This is a genomic window from Amycolatopsis orientalis DSM 43388 (assembly GCF_000411975.1).
GTDB lineage: Bacteria > Actinomycetota > Actinomycetes > Mycobacteriales > Pseudonocardiaceae > Amycolatopsis > Amycolatopsis orientalis_D.
This window is the reverse complement of sequence record NZ_ASXG01000195.1, coordinates 1-19,113: the sequence shown is the minus strand read 5'-3', so window position 1 is coordinate 19,113 and position 19,113 is coordinate 1. Positions and strand designations below refer to the sequence as shown.

The window sequence follows — 19,113 nt, the reverse complement described above, 5'->3', positions numbered from 1 at the left end:
GAGTCTCTGTCATCTCTGCCGACCTTCCCACCACGCGTGTGCCAGCCATGGTCGTCGACCCAGCCTGCCACGGTTCGCCCTACACTTCGACCCAGTCCGCCCGCGCACGCTGTGCCAACCTGGAAGGACCAGGACCGTCAGGTCGACCCGGAGGCAGGAGGTTCGTGCATGGTGTCACGGCCCGCTCCGGCGTCGGCCCTGCCACCCGGCGCCGAGCTGCCCGGCCACGCCGGGTTCTGGCGCTCGGTGCTCGACGACGTCCGGGAACCGGTGTTCCTGCAGGACCCGGAAGGCGCCCTGCGCTGGGCCAATGCGGCGGCGCAGCGGCTCGGCCCGGCCGAGCTCGTCAGCGTGACCGAGACCACCGGCAAAGTCGGCCACCGGCCGGCCAAGGTCCGCGCGCTGCCCGGCGGCTGGCGGGCGTGGACCGTGGTCGACGACGGCCGCCGCCGTCCGGAAGAGTTCCTCGCCGAGGCCGGTCCGAAACTGGCGCTCGCGCGCGGACGGCACGGGACGGCGCGGGTGATCGCCGAGCTGGCGGCGTCCGCTTTGGGCGATTGCGCCTTCGTGCTGCTGCCGACGACCCGCGGCCGCTGGGAGTGGTGGAGCTGCACCGAGCACGGCGCGGCGGGCCACGGCCGGATCCGGCGGGTTCCGCCCCAGCTCGCGCCGGTGGTGTCCGACGCGGTCACCGACCTCGCGCGGCCGGAGGTCCGTGCGGTGCCCGCGACCGAGGTGGCGGCGCTTCCGGCGGCGGTCGCCGAGCCGTTCGAGGGGCATCTCGAGGTGTCGGTGGTCTCGTTCGGCTCCGGCATCGCGGGCGCGGTGCTGCTCGGCAGGCGCGGCGAGCCCGCGTTCGGGCTCTCGCAAGGCGAAGCGGTCGAGGCGTTCGCGGACGCGGCCGGCACTGCGCTGGCGAACGCGCAGCGCTACGCGCGCCAGGAGGAAGCCACGCGCGGGCTGGAATCGACGTTGCTGCCGACGCCGCCCGCGCACATCGACGGCGCGAATTTCGAGCTGTGGTACGAACCCGCGGGCGGAGTGCTCGGCGTCGGCGGCGATTTCTACGACGTCCTGTCCCGCGACGACGGCAGCGCGTTCGTGGTCGTGGGCGACATCTGCGGCAAGGGCGCCGAGGCGGCCGCGCTGACCGGCCGGGTGCGGCATTCGCTGGCCGCGCTGCATCTGGTCGAACGCGACGGCCGGACGATGCTGCGGCTGCTCAACGAACTCCTGATCTCCGGAGGCAGCAACCGGTTCGCGACGCTCGTGCTCGGTTCGGTCGCCGCCGCGGAATCCGGGCTCGACGTCACCCTCGCCTCCGGCGGCCACCCGGCTCCGCTCGTGCTGCGGCGCGGGGGAGGGGTCGAGGAGATCAGCGTGCCCGGCACCCTGGTCGGCGTCTCGCCGCAGGCGCGCTTCGCGGAGGCGACGACGCATCTGGACGAGGGCGACGTCTGCCTGCTCTACACCGACGGCGTCACCGAAGCCCGCAACCGCACGGAATCCACCGAATTGTTCGGCGACGAACGGCTCTACACGGTGCTGGAGGACTGCGTCGGGCAACCGGCGCGGGAAGTCGTGCGCCGGTTGCGCGAGGCAGTGCGGGCCTGGCTCGGGAATTCCGGCCACGACGACATCGCGGTGCTCGCGATCGAGGCCGCGCCGCGCGCGGAGTGAGCGCGGCTTCCCTTGCCCGGCAAAGGAAGTTACTTCCCGGCCAGGACTTCCGGCTCCGCCTTCGCCGCCGCTCGCTCCGGCTCCGGAGCAGCTTCGGCGTCGGGTTTCGGTTCGGGCGCGCGGGCGGTTTCCGGGCGCTCGAAGTGTTCGCGGCAGTGCCGTCCGAACCGACGTGCGTGTGCGGTCATCGGTTCCACCTCCCCGGCTCGCCACCAGGATCGCGCGCCGGGACCGGCTTCGCCACCGAATTTGCCCGCGTCAGCCGACCGGGTGGTCCCTCGGGCCGGTCTGTCTAATGTGGAGTCTTGTCGCCCGGCGGGCCGGCGGCCGGGTTCCGGGGCTGTTTCGTCTGCCCGGGCGGGGTTTTCGGCGGGGTCCGGCCCGGTCGGCTGGGCTGGCCCGCTTGGCTTGGCTGAGTTCGCGGGGCCGGCGTGGTTCGCGCGGGCGTCTCCGCGTTCGTCGAACGGACCGGTGGCGCGGACGACGAATGGCGCGGAGCCGAGGCTGGTGAATCGGACGGAGCGGAAGAGGGCGGCGAAACCGGAACGGGAGCCGGTTCGGGGACGGGTGCGGATCCGGTGCTCGGCCGGAGCGGGGTAGCCAACAGCAGGGTTCCCGCCGCGACCAGAACAACGGGCAGACCCGCCGCGAGCACCGCGCGCCGTCGCGAGACATGGTGGCGGCGGCAGAAGACCGCCAGCCGGGTTTTGACCGGAAGCCGCAACGTTTCGGTGCCGCGCAATGCCCGTGCGACGGCGGTCGCCGAGGGTCTTTCCTCCGGAGCGCGCATGGTCATCGCGCGCAGCGTTCTCGCCAGCGGTTCCGGCGTGCCCGGCGGCACCCGCGGCGCCCGATGCAGCCGCACCACCGCGGTTTCCGCCGCCGTGCCGGGGTATTCGCGGACGCCGGTGAGGCATTCCAGGAGCACGAGCCCGAGCGCGTACACGTCCGAAGCGGGGCCGGGCCGCTCGCCGAGCACCTGCTCCGGCGAGAGGTACGCAGCCGTCCCGACGACCGCGCCGGTTTCGGTCACGCGGGTCGCGTCCACGATGCGCGCGACGCCGAAGTCGGCGATCCGCGGGCCGTCGCCGGACATCAGGATGTTGGCGGGCTTGAGGTCGCGGTGGGTCACCTCGTGCGCGTGGACGTGGGCGAGCGCCTCGGCCAGCTGGGCGCCCAGCTCCTCGACCTGCCCGGCGGGCAGCGGCCCGCAGCGGAGCCATTCGGACAGGGTGGGCCCGGGCACGAAGTCCATCACCAGGTAGGCGTACTCCTCGTCGACCCCGGCGTCGACGAAGCCGACCAGCCCTGGATGCCGGACCGCGCGCAGCGCCGCGATCTCCTGGCCGCGGCGGTTGCGGCCCAGTTCGACCGCTCCGGCGTGGAACAGCTTCACCGCGACCTCGGCCCCGGTCTCGCGGTCTTCGGCGCGGTGCACGCAGGCGGTCGCGCCTTCGCCGATCTGCTCGCCCAGCTCGTACCGGCCGGCCAGGACCAGCGGAGCGGGCCCGTACCGGCCCAGCGCGAACCGTCTCGCGGTCGTGGCCGCGTCCGAATCGCCAGCGTCGGTCATCACCGGTCACCTTCCGCCCGGGGCAGCGCGGTCAATTTACCCGCCCTCGGGCGCCCGCAAACGCGGAGTGGGCCGCGGAAAGCCCGCGACACCGGCCGTCGCGGGCGTGCGCGAGTAGACTGGCGGACGGGTACTACCGGCGCGCGCAATACTTGCAAAGACATTGACCTGCGCCGATGCTGCCCGGGGGCCGCGGCCGCCCGCAACCGGGCCGCCTGGAGGAGGTGCACCATGTCGGTGTCGGACGACGCCGTCGAGGCGCGCGCGCAAGGCTGGCGGACGCTGGCCGCCCTGCACGCGCGGATCGAAGACCGGCTGAACCGCGCGCTGGAGGCTGAGCACGAGCTGTCGGTGAGCGAGTACACGGTGCTCGACGTGCTCGGCCGTCAGGACGGCTTCCACCTGCGGATGAGCCAGCTGGCCAACGCGGTGGTGCTGAGCCAGTCGGCGACGACCCGGCTGGTCACGCGGCTCGAGGAGCGCGGCCTGCTGTCGCGGTACCTGTGCCAGGACGACCGGCGCGGCATCTACACCGAGGTCACCGCGTCCGGGCAGAAGCTGCTGGCCGCCGCCCGCCCGACGCACGACGCGGCGCTATCGGCCGCGCTCGCCGAGGCGGAGGAACTTCCGGAGCTGGCTCCCCTGGTCACGGCGCTCGGTTCGCTCACCTTCGCGGCCAAGTGAGGTGCGGGGAACCTCGCTCAAGGTTCCCCGCACCGACCCTCAGGGCCGCAGGCGATGCAGGTCGCGGGGGAAGAGCGTCGCCCCGCGGACGTTCGCCACGCCCAGCACCCGCGCGACCCATCGCTCCAGCCCGATCGCGAACCCGCCGTGCGGCGGCATGCCGTGCGCGAACGCGTCGAGGTAGTCCGCATACCGCCCGGCCGCTTCGCCGAGCACGGCCAGGTAGTCCGCGTGGCGATGGCGCCGCTGGCCGCCGGTGACCAGTTCCAGGCCGCGGAACAGCAGGTCGAAACTGTTCGAGCGGGCCGGGTCCGCCGGGTCCGGATGGGTGTAGAACGGCCGCTTCGCCATCGGGTATCCGGTCACGAACAAGAATTCCGATCCGTGTTCCCGTCGCGCCCATTCGCACAGCCATCGTTCGTGTGCGGGCGCGAGGTCCGGTTCGCCGCGCGGGTCCTCGTCGGTGTGCCGAGCCAGAAGTTCTTGCGCGGCAGCGAAATCGATCGACGGGATCTCTTCCGGCACAGTCGGCGCGTCCGGTCCGGCGGCCGCGGCCATCTCCGCTACGACGTCGCGCAGCACCGCCATCACGTCGCGATGGTCGGAGATGAAGCCCAGTTCCGCGTCGAGACTCGTGTACTGGGCCAGATGCCGGGCGGTGTCGTGGGGCTCGGCCCGGAAGACCGGCCCGACTTCGTACACCCGCTCGAACACTCCGACCATGGCCTGTTTGAAAAACTGCGGCGACTGGGCGAGGTAAGCCGGGCGTCCGAAGTAGTCGAGCCGGAACACATTCGCCCCGGATTCCGTCGCGGTGGCAACGATTTTCGGCGTGTGGATCTCGGTGAACCCTTGACGGTCCAGCACGCGCCGGAACGCCGCGACGCTGGCCGCGGCCACCTCGAATCGCCTGCGCAGCACCGGATGCCGCAACGCGACCGCCGCATTGTCCAGCACCACCGGCAAACCAGCGGCTACCTCAGGCCGATACAGGTCGAACGGCGGCCGCTTTTCCGGCTCGGCGAGGATCTCCACCACCGGCTCCCGCAGCTCGGCCCCGTGCGGGGCTTGTGCACTGGCGACCACCTGCCCGGTGAGCCGCACGACGGTTTCCTCGGCGACGTCCGGCGGCTCGGCGAACACCGCCTGCGCGGTGCCGGACCGGTCGCGGACGACCAGGAACGCCACGGATTTCAGCACGCGCCGGCGGTGCACCCAGCCGGCGATCGTCACGGTGGAGCCCACGCGGTCACGCAGGCAGGCCACCGGGGTGCGGGTACTCATTCCTTCTCCTGAGCGCACTCGGCGACCCCTTGGGGGTGCGGGCGAGAAGGGACACTCGCGGTGCCACCGCACCTTCGCCGCCGGCGGGCGGCCTCGTTCTGGCCGGATGACGGCGGCCGGGCCGGCGGGGCATTTCCTCCCCGCACTCGGGAGTGTCTTCGCGCGGGGCCGCGACGCTGCCTTCTCACCGGCGGCAGCTCTCTGTCCCTCGCCGTGCCCCGCGCTACTCGTCTCCGTCAACGTGTTGCCCGCAACGGTAAAACACCGCTGCGTGCCGCGTCGCCTGATTTACTGATCCGACCAAAAGCAGGCCGACCCCCTCCCGGCACGTAACTGATGCGACCAAGCCATGAGGCCGTGGCTGTGGTCGGATCAGTAACGATCGGCTCAGTGACGGACGCCCAGCAGGTGTTCCAGGGCCAGCTGGTTGAGCCGGGTGAAGTGGTAGCCGCGTCGGCCCGCTGCCTCGACGTCGAAGTCGTCGGCGGCCAGGTCGTCCAGGGTCTCGCCAGGCGCGAGCGTCGGCGTGGCCAGTTCCGGCACCCGGGACGCGGCAAGTGCTTCGGCGACTTCCGGATCGGCCCGGAACGCGCGGGCTTTTTCGCGCAGGATCAGGTAAGTGCGCATGTTGGCCGCCGCGGAAACCCAGACGTCCTCGGGGTCTTCGGTGCGCAGCGGTTTGTAGTCGAAGTGCCGCGGGCCGTCGTAGCCGCCGTGCTCCAGGAGGTCGACGAGGAAGAACGCGCTGGTGAGGTCGCCGTGGCCGAAGATCAGGTCCTGGTCGTACTTCGGGCCGTGCTGGCCGTTGAGGTCGAGGTGGAACAGCTTGCCCTGCCACAGCGCCTGCGCGATGCCGTGCACGAAGTTCAGCCCGGCCATCTGCTCGTGGCCGACCTCCGGGTTCAGCCCGAACAGCTCCGGCCGCTCCAGTTGCGAGATGAATCCGAGTGCGTGGCCGATCGTCGGCAGCAGGATGTCGCCGCGCGGTTCGTTCGGCTTCGGCTCCAGCGCGAACCGCAGGTCGTAGCCCTGCGAAACGGCGTAGTCGGCGAGGACGTCGAGGCCTTCCTTGTACCGGGCGAGCGCCGCGCGGACGTCTTTCGCCGCGTCGGATTCCGCGCCTTCGCGGCCGCCCCACAGGACGTAGGTCTGCGCGCCGAGCTCCGCGGCGAGGTCGAGGTTTCGCCGGACCTTGGTGAGGGCGTACCGCCGGATGTCGCGGTCGTTGCTGGTCAGACCGCCGTCCTTGAAGACCGGGTGGCTGAACAGGTTCGTCGTCGCCATCGGCACGCGCAGGCCGGTTTCCTCCAGCGCCCGCTTGAACTTGGCGATCGCGGAGTCGCGGTCCGGTTCGGTGGCGAGGAGGTCGTCGTCGTGGAAAGTGACGCCGTACGCGCCCAGTTCGGCCAGCCGGTGCACGCTCTCGACCGGGTCGAGCGGCGGGCGGGTGGCGACGCCGAACGGGTCGGCCGCGGGCCAGCCGACGGTCCACAACCCGAATGAGAATTTGTCCTCCGGCACGGGGGCGTAGTCGGCCATGCCCGTCCTTTCATTTAGTTCACGATGTAGACTAAATACTGCGCTACGGTCGTCCCGGCCGTCAAGAGCGGAGGTCTGCATGGAACCGGTCCGGCACGACGCCATGCGGGCGCGGAACCTCGAGCTGGTGCTCGGCGAGATCAGCCGCGGCGGCCCGCTGACCCGCGCCGCGCTGGCGGAGCGGACCGGCCTGACCAAATCGACCGTGTCCACTTTGGTCGGCTCGCTGCTGGACGCGGGCTTCCTGGCCGAGACCGCCGTCGTGCGGGCGGGGGAGCGCGGCCGTCCCGGGGTCGAGGTGTCGCTGAGCGGCGGACGGATGGCTTCGCTGGGGCTGGAGGCCAATGTGGACTATCTCGCCGCGTGCGTTCTCGACCTGACCGGTACGGTCCGCCGGTCGGTCCGGATCGAACGCGACAACCGCGGCGTGCCAGCGGAAACCGTGCTGGAAGCGGTACGGGAGCTGGCTTCCGCGGAGCTGTCCGAGGCCCGCGAACTGGGCTTGACGGTCGCCGGTGCGGTGCTCGCGGTGTCCGGTCCGGTGCGGGACGGGGTGGTGCTGAGCGCCCCGAACCTCGGGTGGCGGAACGTGCCCGTTTCCCTGGACCTGCCGGTCCCGGTTTCGGTGGAGAACGAGGCCAATCTCGGTGCGCTGGGCGAGCTGTGGTTCGGCGCGGGCGCGGCGGATTTCCTCTACGTGTCCGGCGAGATCGGCATCGGTGCGGGACTGGTGGTGGACTCACGGTTGTTCCGCGGCACCGGCGGGGAGCTGGGGCACGTGCTGGTCTCCCCGTCCGGCCCGTCCTGCCGCTGCGGCGCCGTCGGGTGCCTGGAGACCTACGCCGGGCAGGAAGCAATGCTGACCGCGGCCGGAGTGTCCACAGTAGAGGGTCTGTCCGCCGCATTGGCGGAGGGCGACGACGCGGCGTTGTCGGCCGTGTCGGCGGCGGGCGAGGCTTTGGGGCTGGCACTGGCGTCGGCGGTGAACCTGGTGGATGTGGACCGCGTCGTGCTCGGCGGGGTGTTCGGACCGTTGTTCCCCTGGCTGGCCCCCGCCGCGGAAACGGTGCTGCGAAAGCGGTTGACGGGTCTCCGCGGCTCGGTACCGGTGCTGAACCCGTCCGCCCTCGGCGAGTCCGCCGCGACACTGGGCGCCGCGGGCCGCACTATCCATGGCGTATTGGCGGATCCGGGGCCGTTCCTAGCGCGTTAGCCCAGGTTTTCCGCGAGCAGCGCCACGACGTCGCGCCAGGCCCGCTCGGCGTGCCGTTCGTGATAGCCGACGCCGGGGACGAGTCGCTGTTCCGGGTCGACCGGCGGGTGGTGGAAGGCGTGCCGCGCGCCGCCGTAGATCGTGAGCCGCCAATCGACGCCCGCGTCCTGCATCTCGGCGGCGAAGGCGTCCCGTTGCGCGGCAGCCATGATCGGGTCCTCCGAGCCGACGCCCGCCCACACCGGGCAGCGGATGTTCGCGGCCTCGCCCGGACGGCCGGTGACCAGCCCGTTGATCGTGCCGATCGCGCGCAGGTCCACTCCTGCCCGGCCGAGTTCCAGCACGACCGCGCCGCCGGTGCCGTACCCGATCCCGGCGATCCGGCCGGGGTCGGTCCGCGGTTCGGCGAGCAGCACGTCGAGCGCCGCGCGGCCGAGGTCGCGCAGCCGGTCCGGGTCGTCGAGCAGCGGCAGGCAGCGGGCCAGCATCTCGTCGGGATCGGTGAACCAGCGTCCGCCGTGCAGGTCGAAGGCCAGCGCCACGTAGCCCAGTTCGGCCAGCGCGTCGGCCCGGGAGCGCTGGAAGTCGTTGAGGCCGGGGCCTTCGGGGCCGAGCAGGACCGCGGGCCGGCGATCGGCGCCCGCGGGGAGCGCGAGGTGCCCGACCATGGTGAGGCCGTCGGCCGGGTACTCGACGGTGCGCGTGGTGACGGTCTCCATGGAAACCAACCGTAATGAGCGCCGCGGTCCGGCGGGACGCTGTTCACCATCGGCGGACACGTCCGTTCAGGTGACCCTCTCGCGGAGCCTCCCGAAACATGTTAGGAAAGCTTCCTAACTAAAGGAGGTCCGGATGCGCAAGACGATGGTGCTCGCCGCGGCAGTGCTCGCGGCGGCCGGGGCGGTGCCCGCGGTCGCGATGGCGGGGGACAGTCCCGCCGCGGACTCCAGCGGCTGGCATCCGAAGGCGCGCAACATCGTCTACCTCCAGGGCGACGGCATGGGCGCGGCGCAGCGGGAGTTCGTCCGGCTCGCGACGACCGGCCGGGCGGGCGACCTGGCGATGAACCGGCTCCCGGTCACCGGCGTGGTGCACACCGACCCCGCCGACCCGGAAGAACTCGTCACCGACTCGGCCGCGGCGGCCACCGCGCTCGCCACCGGGCACAAGACCCGCAACGGCGCGGTCGGCCAGGACGCGCAGGGCCGTCGTCTGCTGACCGTGCTCGAACAGGCGAAACGCGCCGGCAAATCGACCGGTCTGGTCACGACCGCGCAGGTCACCGGCGCGTCGCCGGCCGCGTTCGCGTCGCACGTGCCTTCGCGGGACCTGCAGAGCGACATCGCGAAGCAGTACATCACCGAAAGCCGCCCGGAAGTCCTCCTCGGCGGCGGCGAGGACTGGTGGCTGCCGAAGGGCGACCCGGGTGCGTGGCCGGACAAGCCGGGCGAGGAAAGCCGCAGCACGCACGGCAATCTGATCGAACAGGCGAAGCGGTCCGGCTACACCTATGTGCGGAATGCCGGCGAACTCGCCGCGACTCGCGCGCCGCGGCTGCTCGGCTTGTTCGCGAACGAGGACATGGTCGACTACGGCCCGGACGGCGAAGGCGCGTACCAGCCGAAAGTCGCGCTGCCGGTGATGGCGAAGAAGGCGCTCGACACGCTTTCGGCCAACCCGCGCGGTTTCTTCCTGTTCCTGGAAGAAGAAGGCATCGACGGAATGTCCCACGAGAACAACGCACACGGCGTCCTCGACGCGGGCCGGGCGCTCGACGCGGCTGTCGCCGAAGTGCTCCGCTTCGCCCGCTCGCACCCGGACACCCTGGTGATCGTCGGCGGCGACCACGAGACCGGCGGACTGGCCATTGAGGACACTGACGGTGCCCCGGAAGGCAACGAGGACGGTCCGTTTCCCGTGCCAGGAACCAAGCTTTCGCTGACGGTCGACTGGACGACCGGCGACCACAGCGGCGTGCCGACCCCGGTCACCGCGACCGGCCCCGGCTCCGACCGGTTGGACGGAACCCTGGACAACACCGACGTCTACCGCGCGATGGTCTCGGCCGCGCGCCTGTGATCTCCGGGAGCGCCGGGTCGAACCGGCACTCCCGGAAATCGGTTGCCGTGCCTCAGGAAGCGCTCTCCGCGACCCGGGCGAGCTGCGCGGTGACCGTGCCCCATCCGTCCGCGAACCCGAGGTCGGCGTGGCGTTCCCGCGCCGCCGGGTCCCCGTGCCGGACGACGACGCGATACTCCGTGCCGTCCGGGTGATCGCGAAGGACGACCTCGGCCGTCATCGCGACCGGCTGCGGGTTCGCCGGCCGCCACGCGCTGTCGAGCGCATTGGTGAACACGAGCCGCTCATAGTCCTCGACGACGAGGAAGCACGCGTCGAGGTGCGGGACGAAGGTTTGCCCGTCTTCGCTCATCCGCGTGACGAACGCACCCCCGGCGCGCACGTCCAATTCCTCGACGCGGCACCGCAACGGAGCGGGAATCCACCACTGGGCGAGACTCACCGGGTCGGTCCAGGCGTCCCAGACGCGCTTGCGGGGCGCGCGGATGACGCGGTCGAGGGAAAGATCGAGATCGGGGTTCACGGCTGCTCCTCCGGGTCGGTGACGAACTGCTCGAGCCGATCGGTGCGCTCGGCCCAGACGCGCCGCTGCTCGGCGAGCCAGTCCTCGACGAGCGCGAACCGGTCGCGGTCGAGGACGCACGTCCGCACCCGCCCGGACTTCACGGTGCGGATCAGCCCGTGCGACTCGAGCATCCGCACGTGCTTCATGAACGACGGCAACGTCATCGGCGCGTCGCCCGCCAGCTCCCCGACACTCGCCGGCCCCCGCCCGAGCCGCCGCACGACGGCCCGCCGGGTCGGATCGGCGAGGGCGGCGAAGACCCCGTCGAGCGTGGTCGAATACTGAGCCATGGGGCTAAGTATTACGGGTCGAGATAGTTAGCGCAAGGGCTAAGTGTTCGGGGGGCTCCGCTGTGTGGCCGGGCAGGACCGTGGACTGTGCTGGACCTGGCTGCGGGAGCGGGCGGCGAGCGCCGCACGGGCGGCGAGCGAAGTGTTCGGGACGCGAGCGGGTCCGGCCGACTCGCGGGCAGCTTCAGACAAGCCAAGCGCGCCCGCGACTCAGCGAAACGAAGCGGCAACCGAGGGAGTCGAACCCTGCGCGGCTTGTGAAGGCGGCGCTCCTGAACCGGCCCTGACCCTTCGGCGGGCGACGGCTGCCATGTGTTGCGGATACCCGTTTCAACGCCCGACCCAGCACCCGAATTCCCGCTTCACCCGAATGGGGCGGGCTGGCAGGCTGGGGCGCATGGACGATCTTCTTCTTCGCCGGGTCCGGGTCGGGTTGCGGGGGCCGCTCGCCGATGTCCGGGTGCGCGACGGTGTCGTGTCGGCTGTCGAGGAACCGGGCGCTGGCACCGGGTTCGCCGCGCGCGTGCTCGACGGGCATGGCGGCACCCTCCTGCCCGGACTGGTCGACGCGCACGCGCATCTCGTTCAGTGGGCCGGTTTCCGCAGGCGCATCCCGCTGGACAGCGCGCGATCCGCGGCCGGTGCGGTCGAGCTGCTGATGGAGAAGCTGCTCGACGCGCCGGCGCGGGAACTCGTCGTCGGCGTCGGGTTCCGGGACGGGCTGTGGCCGGACCGTCCGCACAAGGACCTGCTGCAGCGGGCGCTTCCGGGGCGCGCGGTGGCGTTGTTCAGCGCGGACCTGCACACGCTGTGGCTCAGCCCGGCCGCGTTGAAGCTGATCGGCCGCGAGCACCCGACCGGCGTCCTGCTCGAGAACGACTGCATGAGCGCGACGGCGGCGTTGCCGACCGCGCCCGTCGAGGTCCAGGACGGCTGGGTCGCCGACGCGCTGGCTGCCGCGGCGAAGCGGGGCGTGACGTCGGTGGTCGACTACGAATACGCGGATACAGTCGCGGATTGGACTCGGCGGGCGGCCAACGCGAAGCCAGCGACGAGGGTTTCCTGTGTGATCGCCCGGCATCTGCTCGACGAGACTATCCAAAGAGGACACCGCACCGGCGACGTGCTCGAGGCGGGCGAAGGGCTGCTCACGGTCGGTCCATTCAAGCTGTTCGTCGACGGCTCGCTCAACACCCGCACCGCGTACTGCCACGAGCCGTACCCGGGGTCCGGCGAGAAGGGGCTGCTGGAGCTGCCGCCGGAGGAGCTGGTGCCGTTGCTGCGCCGGGCGTACGAGCACGGGCTGGTCCCGGCGGTGCACGCGATCGGCGACCACGCGAACACCATCGCGCTGGACGCGTTCGAGGAGGTCGGCTGCCCGGGCCGGATCGAGCACGCGCAGCTGTTGCGGCCCGAGGATGTGCCGAGGTTCGCCGCGCTCGGGCTGGTCGCGAGCGTGCAGCCCGCGCACCAGCCCGACGACCGCGACGTCGCCGACCGGCATTGGCCCGGCCGCACCGAGCGCGCCTACGCCTACCGGGCTCTGCTGGAATCCGGCGCCCGGCTGGAATTCGGCTCGGACGCGCCCGTCGCGCCGCTCGATCCGTGGGACGGGATCGCCGCCGCGGTCGGGCGGACCGATGACGACCGGCCGCCGTGGCATCCGGAGCAGGCCATTCCGCTCGCGGACGCGCTGGCGGCGTCCTCGGGCGGCCGCCGCGGCGTCCGGGTCGGCGACGTCGCCGATCTGGTGCTCACCGCGGCCGACCCGAGCGGACTGTCGGCGAAGGAGCTCCGGGAAATGCCGGTGTCCGCGACGATCGTGGCGGGAAGGCCGACGTACCTGTCGTAGCTCACTTGCCGTGCGGATCCGCGGCGTTGAGCATCTCCACCACCTGGTGGTAGTCGCCGCGGGCCTCGGCGTGCCGGAGGAACTTGACGTTCTCGACCTGGATCTCGGTGGCGTCCGGCTGCGTTTCGAGCAGTTCCGTGACCTCGCTGACGAAGGCGTCCAGCGGCATTGCGAACTCGCTTTCCTCCTGACCGGGCAGAAGCGCGGTGCGCACGGACGGCGGTACCAGTTCGACGATCCGCACCGAGGTGTCGGCCAGTTGCAGGCGCAGCGATTCGCTGAGCAGATGAATGGCGGCCTTGGACGCGTTGTAGCTCGGCGTGGCCTTCAGCGGCGCGAAAGCCAGTCCCGAGGAGACGGTCAGGATGGTGGCGTCCGGCCGGGTCTGCAGGTGCTCGACGAACGCGGCGATGAGCCGGATCGGGCCGAGGACGTTGGTGGCCACGATCGCTTCCGCACTGTCCAAAAAGGATTCCGGACGGTGCCAGTCCTCGACGCGCATGATGCCCGCCATCGGCACGAGCACGTTGAGGTCCGGGTGCTTCGCGAGCACCTCCTTCGCCGCGGCCTGGATGCTCGCCGGGTCGGTGGTGTCGATCTGCACGGTGTCGAGACCGGGGTTCTCGGCGGCGATCCGCGCGAGCCGTTCGGCCCGCCGTCCGCCGACGATGACGGTGTTGCCTTTCGCCCGCAGTGCACGGGCCAGCGCGAGGCCGATGCCGCTGGTCGAGCCGGGGATGAAGACGGTGTTTCCGGTGATGTTCATGCCACTGAGTTTCGGCCGGCCGCCGCGGCCGCGGCAGAGAGCGCGTATCGGGGGATCGGCGATCCCTGGCTGGCGCGGCGGGCCGAGCCGATACTGGACCCATGGACCGAGCTGAGCTGGCTGCCTTCCTCCGCAGCCGTCGCGAGGGGTTGCGGCCCGAGGACGTCGGGCTGCCCGCGGGCGCGCGGCGGCGGGCGGCTGGGCTGCGGCGGGAGGAGGTCGCGGCACTGGCGGCGATGTCCACCGACTATTACACCCGGCTGGAGCAGCAACGCGGACCGCAGCCGAGCGAGCAGATGCTCGCCGCGCTGGCCCGGGCGTTGCGGCTGACCGACGACGAGCGCGACTACCTCTTCCACCTCGCCGGCCGCAGCGCACCGTCGCCGGTCGTCGCGGCCACGCACGTCGCGCCGGCGCTGCTGCGGGTGCTCGACCGGCTGTCCGACACGCCCGCGCTGATCCTGTCGAACCTCGGCGAGGTCCTGGTCCAGAACCGGTTCGCGGAAGCGTTGTACGGCGACCGGTCGAAGCACACCGGACTGGCGCGCAGCGAGATCTACCGGTGGTTCACCGACCCGGACGAGCGGCTCGTCTATCCCGAGCACGACCGGGACCGGCAGAGCCGCGCGCTGGTGGCGAACCTGCGGGTGGTGCACGGGTCGATGGGGCCGCGCTCGCGAGCGGGCGACCTCGTGCGCGCGTTGACCCGCGAGAGCCCCGAATTCGCGCGGCTGTGGGAAGAACACCAGGTGGCGAAGCGGTTCGAGGACCACAAGGTGCTCGTGCATCCGCAGCTGGGCGAGATCGAGGTGGACTGCCAGGTGCTGTTCACCGAGGACCAGTCGCAGGCGCTGCTGGTGCTGACCGCGCCGCCGCGCAGCGAGGCGTTCGAGAAGATCCAGCTGCTGGGGGTGCTGGGGAACGAGCAGTTCGCCGGTTAGTCCAGGCCTCGTGAGCGTTGCTGCCGGGTAGAACCGGCATTGCCGCTCACAAGCCCTCAGCGCGGAAGCGGGCCGGTGTAGGCGTCGCGCGCTTTTTCGACAGCGGGCAGATGCTCGTCGGTCCACTGGGCGAGCGCGGCGAAGACCGGCGACAGGCTGCGGCCCAGTTCGGTGATGTCGTACTCGACGCGCGGTGGCACCTCGGCGTAGTAATGCCGCTGCACCAGTCCGTCGCGCTCAAGCTGGCGAAGCCGCTGGGTGAGGACTTTCCCGGTCGCGCCGAGCCGCCGTTCCAGTTCGCCGAACCGGACCGGCCCGGACTGGTTGAGCATCCACAAAATCGGGGTCGTCCACCGGCTGAACAGCAGGTCGACGGCCGGGCTGATCCGGCACGCGGCGAGCGGATCGGTCCCGGTCTGCGCGGTCGTGGTCATGCGGCTCCAATACTTTCCCTGGGGAACCTACTGTACGGCGGCTTTTAGCCTCGCTGGGTCGCTTTCGCCCCCTAGCTGAGGAGCAAGTCTTGATCGTCGTCACTGGTGCTACGGGCAACGTCGGCCGTTCGCTGGTCGAGTCCCTGGCCGAATCGGGTCACGCGGTGACCGCCGTCTCTCGCGGAGTGAGTTCGCCGCCGCCCTCGCGGCCCGGGGTCACCCCGATCGCCGCGGATCTCGCTGACGTGGACAGCCTGATTCCGGCGTTGAAGGGCGCGGATGCCCTGTACCTGCTGGTCTCTGGCGCGGGAGCGCACGTCGACGGGGAAGCTCTCCTGCAAGCCGCCGCCGACGCTGGCGTCTCGCGGGTCGTCCTGCAGTCGTCGCAGGCCGCGGGAACCCGGCCGGACGCGGTTTCGCACGCGCCGCTCGCCGCGCTGGAGGAGACGGTGCGGTCGTCCGGTCTGGAGTGGACCGTCCTCCGTCCCGGCGGGTTCGCCACCAACACCTTCGCCTGGATCCCGTCGATTCGGGCGCAGCGCACGGTTTTCTCGCCGTTCGGCGACGTCGCGCTGCCTGCCGTGGACCCGCTCGACATCGCCGAAGTCGCCGCGGCGGCGCTGACGGATACCGGACACAGTGGACAGACGTATGTCCTCACCGGACCGGAGGCGACGAGCCCGCGCCAGCGCGCGCAGATCCTCGCCGCCGCGCTCGGCGAGCCGCTGGAGTTCGTCGAAGTCACCCGGGAGCAGGCCCGCGAGCAGATGCTGCGGCAGATGCCGGAATCGGTCGCCGACGGCACTCTCGACATCCTCGGCCAGCCGCTTCCGGAGGAACTGCGGATCAGCCCCGATGTCGAGAAGGTGCTGGGCCGTCCGGCGACCTCGTTCGCGTCCTGGGTCGGGCGGAGCGTCGACGCGTTCGGCTGATCAGAAGTCGCGGGCGTGCAGGAGGGAGCGCACGCGGAGCTGCCGGCGCGGCTCGTGGCGGCGCAGCCCGTCGACGACCACCGCGACTCCGATCCACGTCGCGCCGGCATCGGCGACCAGGGCTTGCGCGGCGAAGGCCTGGCCGCCGGTGTCGATCCAGTCGTCCACCAGCAGCGCGCGGTCGCCCGCCCGCAGCAGGCGGCGGCTGAAGCCGAGCCGGAGGTGCCGGTCCTGGTAGTCCGGCGGCGAGGTGCGCTGGAGCCACCGGTCGGAATCCCCGGCCGGGTACCGGTTTTTGCGCACCTCGACGAAGCCCGTGCCGAGCGCCACGGCGACCAGCGGGCCGAGCAGCGAACCGCGGGATTCGGGGCCCAGCACGACGTTCGGCCGTTCGTCGGCGAACAGTTCTGCGAGTGCCGGGCCCAGGTCGCGCAGCAGTTCGGGCGCGCGCCACCACCCCGTCGGGTCGGGGAAGCGGCCGCGGTCCGGCCCGTCCCCGAGCAGGACGGTGGCTTCGCGGATCCGGTCCGCCACAGTGCTCGTGCGCATGCGTCGATGGTCGCAGCGACGCGTGCGCGGGGCGAGCGATTTACGGTTTCCGCGCGGCTCCGGCGAGAATGACCGAATGCGCGGGCGTCTCGAACTCGACGTGCGGCGCGCCTTCGCCGGACTCCTCCGGATGCCACGACGGCGTCCAGGTGAGCCCTGGTTCGAGCATCTCGAACGAGCCGAACAGCGCCTGGATCTCCTCGCGCGACCGCCAGATCACCGGGCTGCTGGACCGGTCGTACATCTGCTTCAGCTCGACCAGCCCGGCCCCCACGTCGGCGGGGACGCCCTGGTCGGTGATGTGCGAAATGGCGAGAAACGAGCCAGGGGCGAGGAGATCCCGGTACTGCGCGACGATCGACGGGCCGAGGTCCTCGGTGCCGCCGCTGTCCTCGGCGGGCGGCTGCTGGACGTGCAGCACCGCGATCAGCAGCAACGCGAGCGGCTGGTCGACGTCGATCACGCCGGTGGCGGCGATCTGCTCCCACAGCCGTTTCGGGTCGCGCATGTCGGCGTGGATCACCGCGTGCCGGTCGAGGTCGCCCGCCTCGCGCAGCAGGGTTTCCGAATGCGCGACGGCGACCGGTTCGTAGTCGACGTAGCAGACGCGGCTTTCGCCCGGGGCGAGTTCGTCGGCGACCTGGTGCGCGTGGCCCATGGTCGGCACGCCGGAGCCGATGTCGACGAACTGCCGCACGCCCTTTTTCACCAGATGCCGCACGAGCCGGTGCAGGAACAGCCGGTTGGCTTTCGCGATCGGGCGGATCAGCGGGAACTCGCGGATCACCTCGTCGGCGAACTCGCGGTCGATCGTCCAGTTCGTGGTGCCGCCGAGGTAGTAGTCGTAGACCCGCGCGACGCTCGGACGGTCGAGGTCGACCCCGGGAGGCGGGAAGGGTTCGTCGGCCACCGGTGGCTGGTCCTTTCGTCCGGTTTTCGGTCAGCGAGCGGGCGTCGCGCAGCGGCTCGCCCACTCCTTCAGGTACTGCAGGGATTCCTCGCGCGAGAGCGTGGCGGCGAGCTGGGCTTCCCACGATTCTTCGTAGGAGGCGAACTCGTCCTGGCTCCGCGGCACGGTGATGAGCTTGACTTTGCTTTCCTGGTAGGCGAAATCGACGAGGTCGGGCTGGGCGAAGCGGAGGATGGTGAAGTCTTCGTCCGGGTACGCGGCCGCGTCGCGGGGCAGGATCCGGACCTCGGCCGACGGGTGCGTTTCGACGATCCGGATCATGTGCTCGAGCTGGTCGGTGGCGACGCTGGCCCGGGTGCCGCAGACGAGTTTCTCGATGCAGCTGTACTCCAGCATGAAGACCGCCCGCGGACCCGGGCAGCGTCGAAAAGCCGTTGCCGCGCCTTGCGTTCGGCGACCCGGTCGGTGACCCGCTCCTGGCGGCCGGCCTGGAACTGCGTGAGCATGTAATACTCCGATTGGAGCAGTCCCGGGATGCGATTCCCGGTCCAGCTGAGGATTTCCGCCGCCGCTTGCTCCCGCTCGAGGATCTCGCGGAACCAGTGCGGCGTGATCATCCGGCGCTCGGCGCGCCGCGCGGAAGGATCGTTGGCCTGGTTGAGTTCCCGCAGCTGGCTCGCCTCGGCCGGCGGGATGCCGAGGACCTCGACGATCCGCTCGAGGTCCTCGGGCCGGGTGCCGGCTTTGCCGGACTCGATCTTCTGGATCTTGGGCTGTTTGCAGCCGATCCCTTCGGCGAGGTCGACCTGCGTCAGCCCGCGTGCGGTGCGCCACTTGAGGATCCGGGAGCCCAGCCGGGAACGCTGGGTCCGCAGGGAGGGCGTCGGTTGCCGGATCGGGGAGGTCACGGGGGCTCCGTCGTTTCGTCCAGGGGCCGAGGTGAGAACCACCGATGATAATGCGCCGACCCGGCGGGCAATACTCCGGGTCGGCGCCTTTTCGTGAGGCACACCGGACCGCGCTTTCGACGCGGTGCGGCAGTCGTCGTCCCTGGTCAGCCGTCGAATTCCCCGCGCCGCACGGCCTCGACGAAGCTCGCCCACTCGCCCCGGTCGAAGACCAGGACGGGAGAGTCGCCGTTCTTGCTGTCCCGCACCCCGACCAGCCCCGGTGCGGCCAGGTTGACCTCGACACAGTTGCCGGAATTGGGTCCGCAAGCAGCGGGTTTCCGCCAGGAGTGGCCGGGGAAACGCGCCGCCGGGGTGCGGGTCGGGCGTGTTTGCTCGTGCGGGTCGTAGGTGTCCACTGCGATCCCTCGTTTTCTCGTTTCGGATGGCGAATGGAATATTCCGTTGGGACGGAATGTGTTCGGAATATTCCTTAGGGTAGTGGGGTGGTGGATCAATCGTGCTGCGTGCCGGGGAATTCACCTGAATGGACACATCTCGTGCATTGGGGGGTGCTTTCGCACGTGCAATTGCGGATTGGTGATGTGGAATTCGTTGCATGGGTGCGGGTGGGTTGCTTTTTTCGTGGTTTTTGGGAGTGGTTTGGGTGTCTGCAGTTGATGACACCTGGCGGGTGGTTGGGCTGTCTGGCGCTGTTGCCGTTGCGCCGCTTGGGGATGCCGCCTTCGGGCAGGTAGTGGGACGGGCTTCGGTGGAGGCGCGAGACCTGCGGGTTCAGGGCGGCGGGCCACAGCTTGGCGATGAAGTCTTGCGGAGGCAAGTTGCGGAACATGAGCACAGGGCGACGCTTCTCCGAGCCGAGCCGAGCCGAGCCGAGCCGAGCCGAGCCGAGCCGAGCCGAGCCGAGCCGAGCC

Annotated in this window: 19 protein-coding genes and 1 pseudogene; 7 read left to right on the top strand and 13 right to left on the bottom strand. The window is 71.0% G+C overall.

The window, feature by feature from the left end:
* Positions 1-246 precede the first annotated feature (246 nt).
* The gene (locus L942_RS39685; protein ID WP_235079648.1) at positions 247-1,680 is read left to right on the top strand and encodes a PP2C family protein-serine/threonine phosphatase; all 1,434 of its coding nucleotides are present in this window, start codon (positions 247-249) and stop codon (positions 1,678-1,680) included.
* A 29-nt stretch (positions 1,681-1,709) separates the two neighbouring features.
* Here the strand turns inward: L942_RS39685 and L942_RS44705 are convergent, their stop codons facing one another.
* Together L942_RS44705 and L942_RS39680 are read right to left on the bottom strand one after the other, a co-directional pair.
* A complete protein-coding gene (locus tag L942_RS44705; RefSeq protein ID WP_158684602.1) occupies positions 1,710-1,868 on the bottom strand; it encodes a hypothetical protein in 159 nt (52 codons plus the stop codon).
* Positions 1,869-1,972: 104 nt separating this feature from the next.
* Complete coding sequence (locus L942_RS39680) at positions 1,973-3,253, bottom strand: serine/threonine-protein kinase (protein ID WP_051166554.1); 1,281 nt, start codon at positions 3,251-3,253, stop codon at positions 1,973-1,975.
* Positions 3,254-3,484: 231 nt separating this feature from the next.
* Here L942_RS39680 and L942_RS39675 point away from each other — a divergent pair, with 231 nt between their 5' ends.
* A complete protein-coding gene (locus L942_RS39675) occupies positions 3,485-3,937 on the top strand; it encodes a MarR family winged helix-turn-helix transcriptional regulator (RefSeq protein WP_037370444.1) in 453 nt (150 codons plus the stop codon).
* Between the two features lie 39 nt (positions 3,938-3,976).
* Here L942_RS39675 and aspS read toward each other — a convergent pair whose 3' ends face one another.
* On the bottom strand, positions 3,977-5,221 hold the full coding sequence (gene aspS / locus L942_RS39670; RefSeq protein ID WP_051166553.1) for an aspartate--tRNA(Asn) ligase: 1,245 nt from the start codon (positions 5,219-5,221) through the stop codon (positions 3,977-3,979).
* Between the two features lie 387 nt (positions 5,222-5,608).
* Positions 5,609-6,760 carry a xylose isomerase gene (gene xylA / locus L942_RS39665; RefSeq protein ID WP_037370443.1) on the bottom strand — a complete coding sequence of 384 codons (1,152 nt, stop codon included), beginning with the start codon at positions 6,758-6,760 and terminating at the stop codon, positions 5,609-5,611.
* A gap of 79 nt (positions 6,761-6,839) precedes the next feature.
* On the opposite strand from xylA, the gene L942_RS39660 reads away from it, so the two are divergent.
* Positions 6,840-7,973 (top strand): ROK family transcriptional regulator, encoded by a 1,134-nt coding sequence (locus L942_RS39660; RefSeq protein ID WP_037370442.1) that lies wholly within the window; start codon positions 6,840-6,842, stop codon positions 7,971-7,973.
* On the opposite strand, the gene L942_RS39655 is transcribed toward L942_RS39660, so the two are convergent.
* Entirely contained in the window at positions 7,970-8,692 is a 723-nt protein-coding gene (locus L942_RS39655) for a dienelactone hydrolase family protein (RefSeq protein WP_037370441.1), read from the bottom strand. The two genes, L942_RS39660 and L942_RS39655, sit on opposite strands and share 4 nt — an antisense overlap.
* 133 nt (positions 8,693-8,825) lie before the next feature.
* Between L942_RS39655 and L942_RS39650 the strand changes: the two genes are divergently transcribed.
* On the top strand, positions 8,826-10,052 hold the full coding sequence (locus L942_RS39650; RefSeq protein ID WP_037370440.1) for an alkaline phosphatase: 1,227 nt from the start codon (positions 8,826-8,828) through the stop codon (positions 10,050-10,052).
* A gap of 52 nt (positions 10,053-10,104) precedes the next feature.
* Here L942_RS39650 and L942_RS39645 read toward each other — a convergent pair whose 3' ends face one another.
* Together L942_RS39645 and L942_RS39640 are read right to left on the bottom strand one after the other, a co-directional pair.
* A complete protein-coding gene (locus L942_RS39645) occupies positions 10,105-10,575 on the bottom strand; it encodes an SRPBCC domain-containing protein (protein ID WP_037370438.1) in 471 nt (156 codons plus the stop codon).
* On the bottom strand, positions 10,572-10,907 hold the full coding sequence (locus L942_RS39640; RefSeq protein ID WP_037370436.1) for an ArsR/SmtB family transcription factor: 336 nt from the start codon (positions 10,905-10,907) through the stop codon (positions 10,572-10,574). Before L942_RS39640 ends, L942_RS39645 begins: the two co-directional genes overlap by 4 nt.
* 397 nt (positions 10,908-11,304) lie before the next feature.
* Here L942_RS39640 and L942_RS39635 point away from each other — a divergent pair, with 397 nt between their 5' ends.
* Positions 11,305-12,759: an amidohydrolase gene (locus L942_RS39635; RefSeq protein ID WP_037370434.1), complete on the top strand. Its 1,455-nt coding sequence runs from the start codon at positions 11,305-11,307 to the stop codon at positions 12,757-12,759.
* Between the two features lies 1 nt (position 12,760).
* On the opposite strand, the gene L942_RS39630 is transcribed toward L942_RS39635, so the two are convergent.
* Complete coding sequence (locus L942_RS39630; RefSeq protein WP_037370433.1) at positions 12,761-13,525, bottom strand: SDR family oxidoreductase; 765 nt, start codon at positions 13,523-13,525, stop codon at positions 12,761-12,763.
* A gap of 101 nt (positions 13,526-13,626) precedes the next feature.
* Between L942_RS39630 and L942_RS39625 the strand changes: the two genes are divergently transcribed.
* Entirely contained in the window at positions 13,627-14,466 is an 840-nt protein-coding gene (locus L942_RS39625; RefSeq protein ID WP_037370432.1) for an MmyB family transcriptional regulator, read from the top strand.
* A gap of 56 nt (positions 14,467-14,522) precedes the next feature.
* On the opposite strand, the gene L942_RS39620 is transcribed toward L942_RS39625, so the two are convergent.
* Positions 14,523-14,900, bottom strand: coding sequence for a winged helix-turn-helix transcriptional regulator (locus L942_RS39620; RefSeq protein WP_037370431.1), 378 nt, complete (start codon positions 14,898-14,900; stop codon positions 14,523-14,525).
* An 89-nt stretch (positions 14,901-14,989) separates the two neighbouring features.
* On the opposite strand from L942_RS39620, the gene L942_RS39615 reads away from it, so the two are divergent.
* Positions 14,990-15,832, top strand: a complete 843-nt coding sequence (locus L942_RS39615) for an NmrA family NAD(P)-binding protein (protein WP_037370430.1) — start codon at positions 14,990-14,992, stop codon at positions 15,830-15,832.
* Here the strand turns inward: L942_RS39615 and L942_RS39610 are convergent, their stop codons facing one another.
* The 4 genes and pseudogenes from L942_RS39610 to L942_RS39595 all read right to left on the bottom strand — a co-directional run bounded on the left by L942_RS39610 (position 15,833) and on the right by L942_RS39595 (position 18,597).
* Positions 15,833-16,381 carry a phosphoribosyltransferase family protein gene (locus tag L942_RS39610; RefSeq protein WP_037370428.1) on the bottom strand — a complete coding sequence of 183 codons (549 nt, stop codon included), beginning with the start codon at positions 16,379-16,381 and terminating at the stop codon, positions 15,833-15,835.
* 40 nt (positions 16,382-16,421) lie between these two features.
* The gene (locus tag L942_RS39605) at positions 16,422-17,291 is read right to left on the bottom strand and encodes an SAM-dependent methyltransferase (protein WP_037370427.1); all 870 of its coding nucleotides are present in this window, start codon (positions 17,289-17,291) and stop codon (positions 16,422-16,424) included.
* Between the two features lie 30 nt (positions 17,292-17,321).
* Positions 17,322-18,199 (bottom strand): annotated as a pseudogene (locus L942_RS39600) (helix-turn-helix domain-containing protein).
* 146 nt (positions 18,200-18,345) lie between these two features.
* A complete protein-coding gene (locus L942_RS39595; protein ID WP_037370425.1) occupies positions 18,346-18,597 on the bottom strand; it encodes a DUF397 domain-containing protein in 252 nt (83 codons plus the stop codon).
* Between the last annotated feature and the right edge of the window lie 516 nt (positions 18,598-19,113).

Excerpts from the sequence above, each read along its gene's own strand:
- L942_RS44705 (WP_158684602.1), bottom strand. The coding sequence starts at position 1,868 with ATGACCGCACACGCACGTCGGTTCGGACGGCACTGCCGCGAACACTTC.
- L942_RS39680 (WP_051166554.1), bottom strand. The coding sequence starts at position 3,253 with ATGACCGACGCTGGCGATTCGGACGCGGCCACGACCGCGAGACGGTTC.
- L942_RS39675 (WP_037370444.1), top strand. The coding sequence starts at position 3,485 with ATGTCGGTGTCGGACGACGCCGTCGAGGCGCGCGCGCAAGGCTGGCGG.
- aspS (WP_051166553.1), bottom strand. The coding sequence starts at position 5,221 with ATGAGTACCCGCACCCCGGTGGCCTGCCTGCGTGACCGCGTGGGCTCC.
- xylA (WP_037370443.1), bottom strand. The coding sequence starts at position 6,760 with ATGGCCGACTACGCCCCCGTGCCGGAGGACAAATTCTCATTCGGGTTG.
- L942_RS39660 (WP_037370442.1), top strand. The coding sequence starts at position 6,840 with ATGGAACCGGTCCGGCACGACGCCATGCGGGCGCGGAACCTCGAGCTG.
- L942_RS39655 (WP_037370441.1), bottom strand. The coding sequence starts at position 8,692 with ATGGAGACCGTCACCACGCGCACCGTCGAGTACCCGGCCGACGGCCTC.
- L942_RS39650 (WP_037370440.1), top strand. The coding sequence starts at position 8,826 with ATGCGCAAGACGATGGTGCTCGCCGCGGCAGTGCTCGCGGCGGCCGGG.
- L942_RS39640 (WP_037370436.1), bottom strand. The coding sequence starts at position 10,907 with ATGGCTCAGTATTCGACCACGCTCGACGGGGTCTTCGCCGCCCTCGCC.
- L942_RS39635 (WP_037370434.1), top strand. The coding sequence starts at position 11,305 with ATGGACGATCTTCTTCTTCGCCGGGTCCGGGTCGGGTTGCGGGGGCCG.
- L942_RS39630 (WP_037370433.1), bottom strand. The coding sequence starts at position 13,525 with ATGAACATCACCGGAAACACCGTCTTCATCCCCGGCTCGACCAGCGGC.
- L942_RS39625 (WP_037370432.1), top strand. The coding sequence starts at position 13,627 with ATGGACCGAGCTGAGCTGGCTGCCTTCCTCCGCAGCCGTCGCGAGGGG.
- L942_RS39620 (WP_037370431.1), bottom strand. The coding sequence starts at position 14,900 with ATGACCACGACCGCGCAGACCGGGACCGATCCGCTCGCCGCGTGCCGG.
- L942_RS39610 (WP_037370428.1), bottom strand. The coding sequence starts at position 16,381 with ATGCGCACGAGCACTGTGGCGGACCGGATCCGCGAAGCCACCGTCCTG.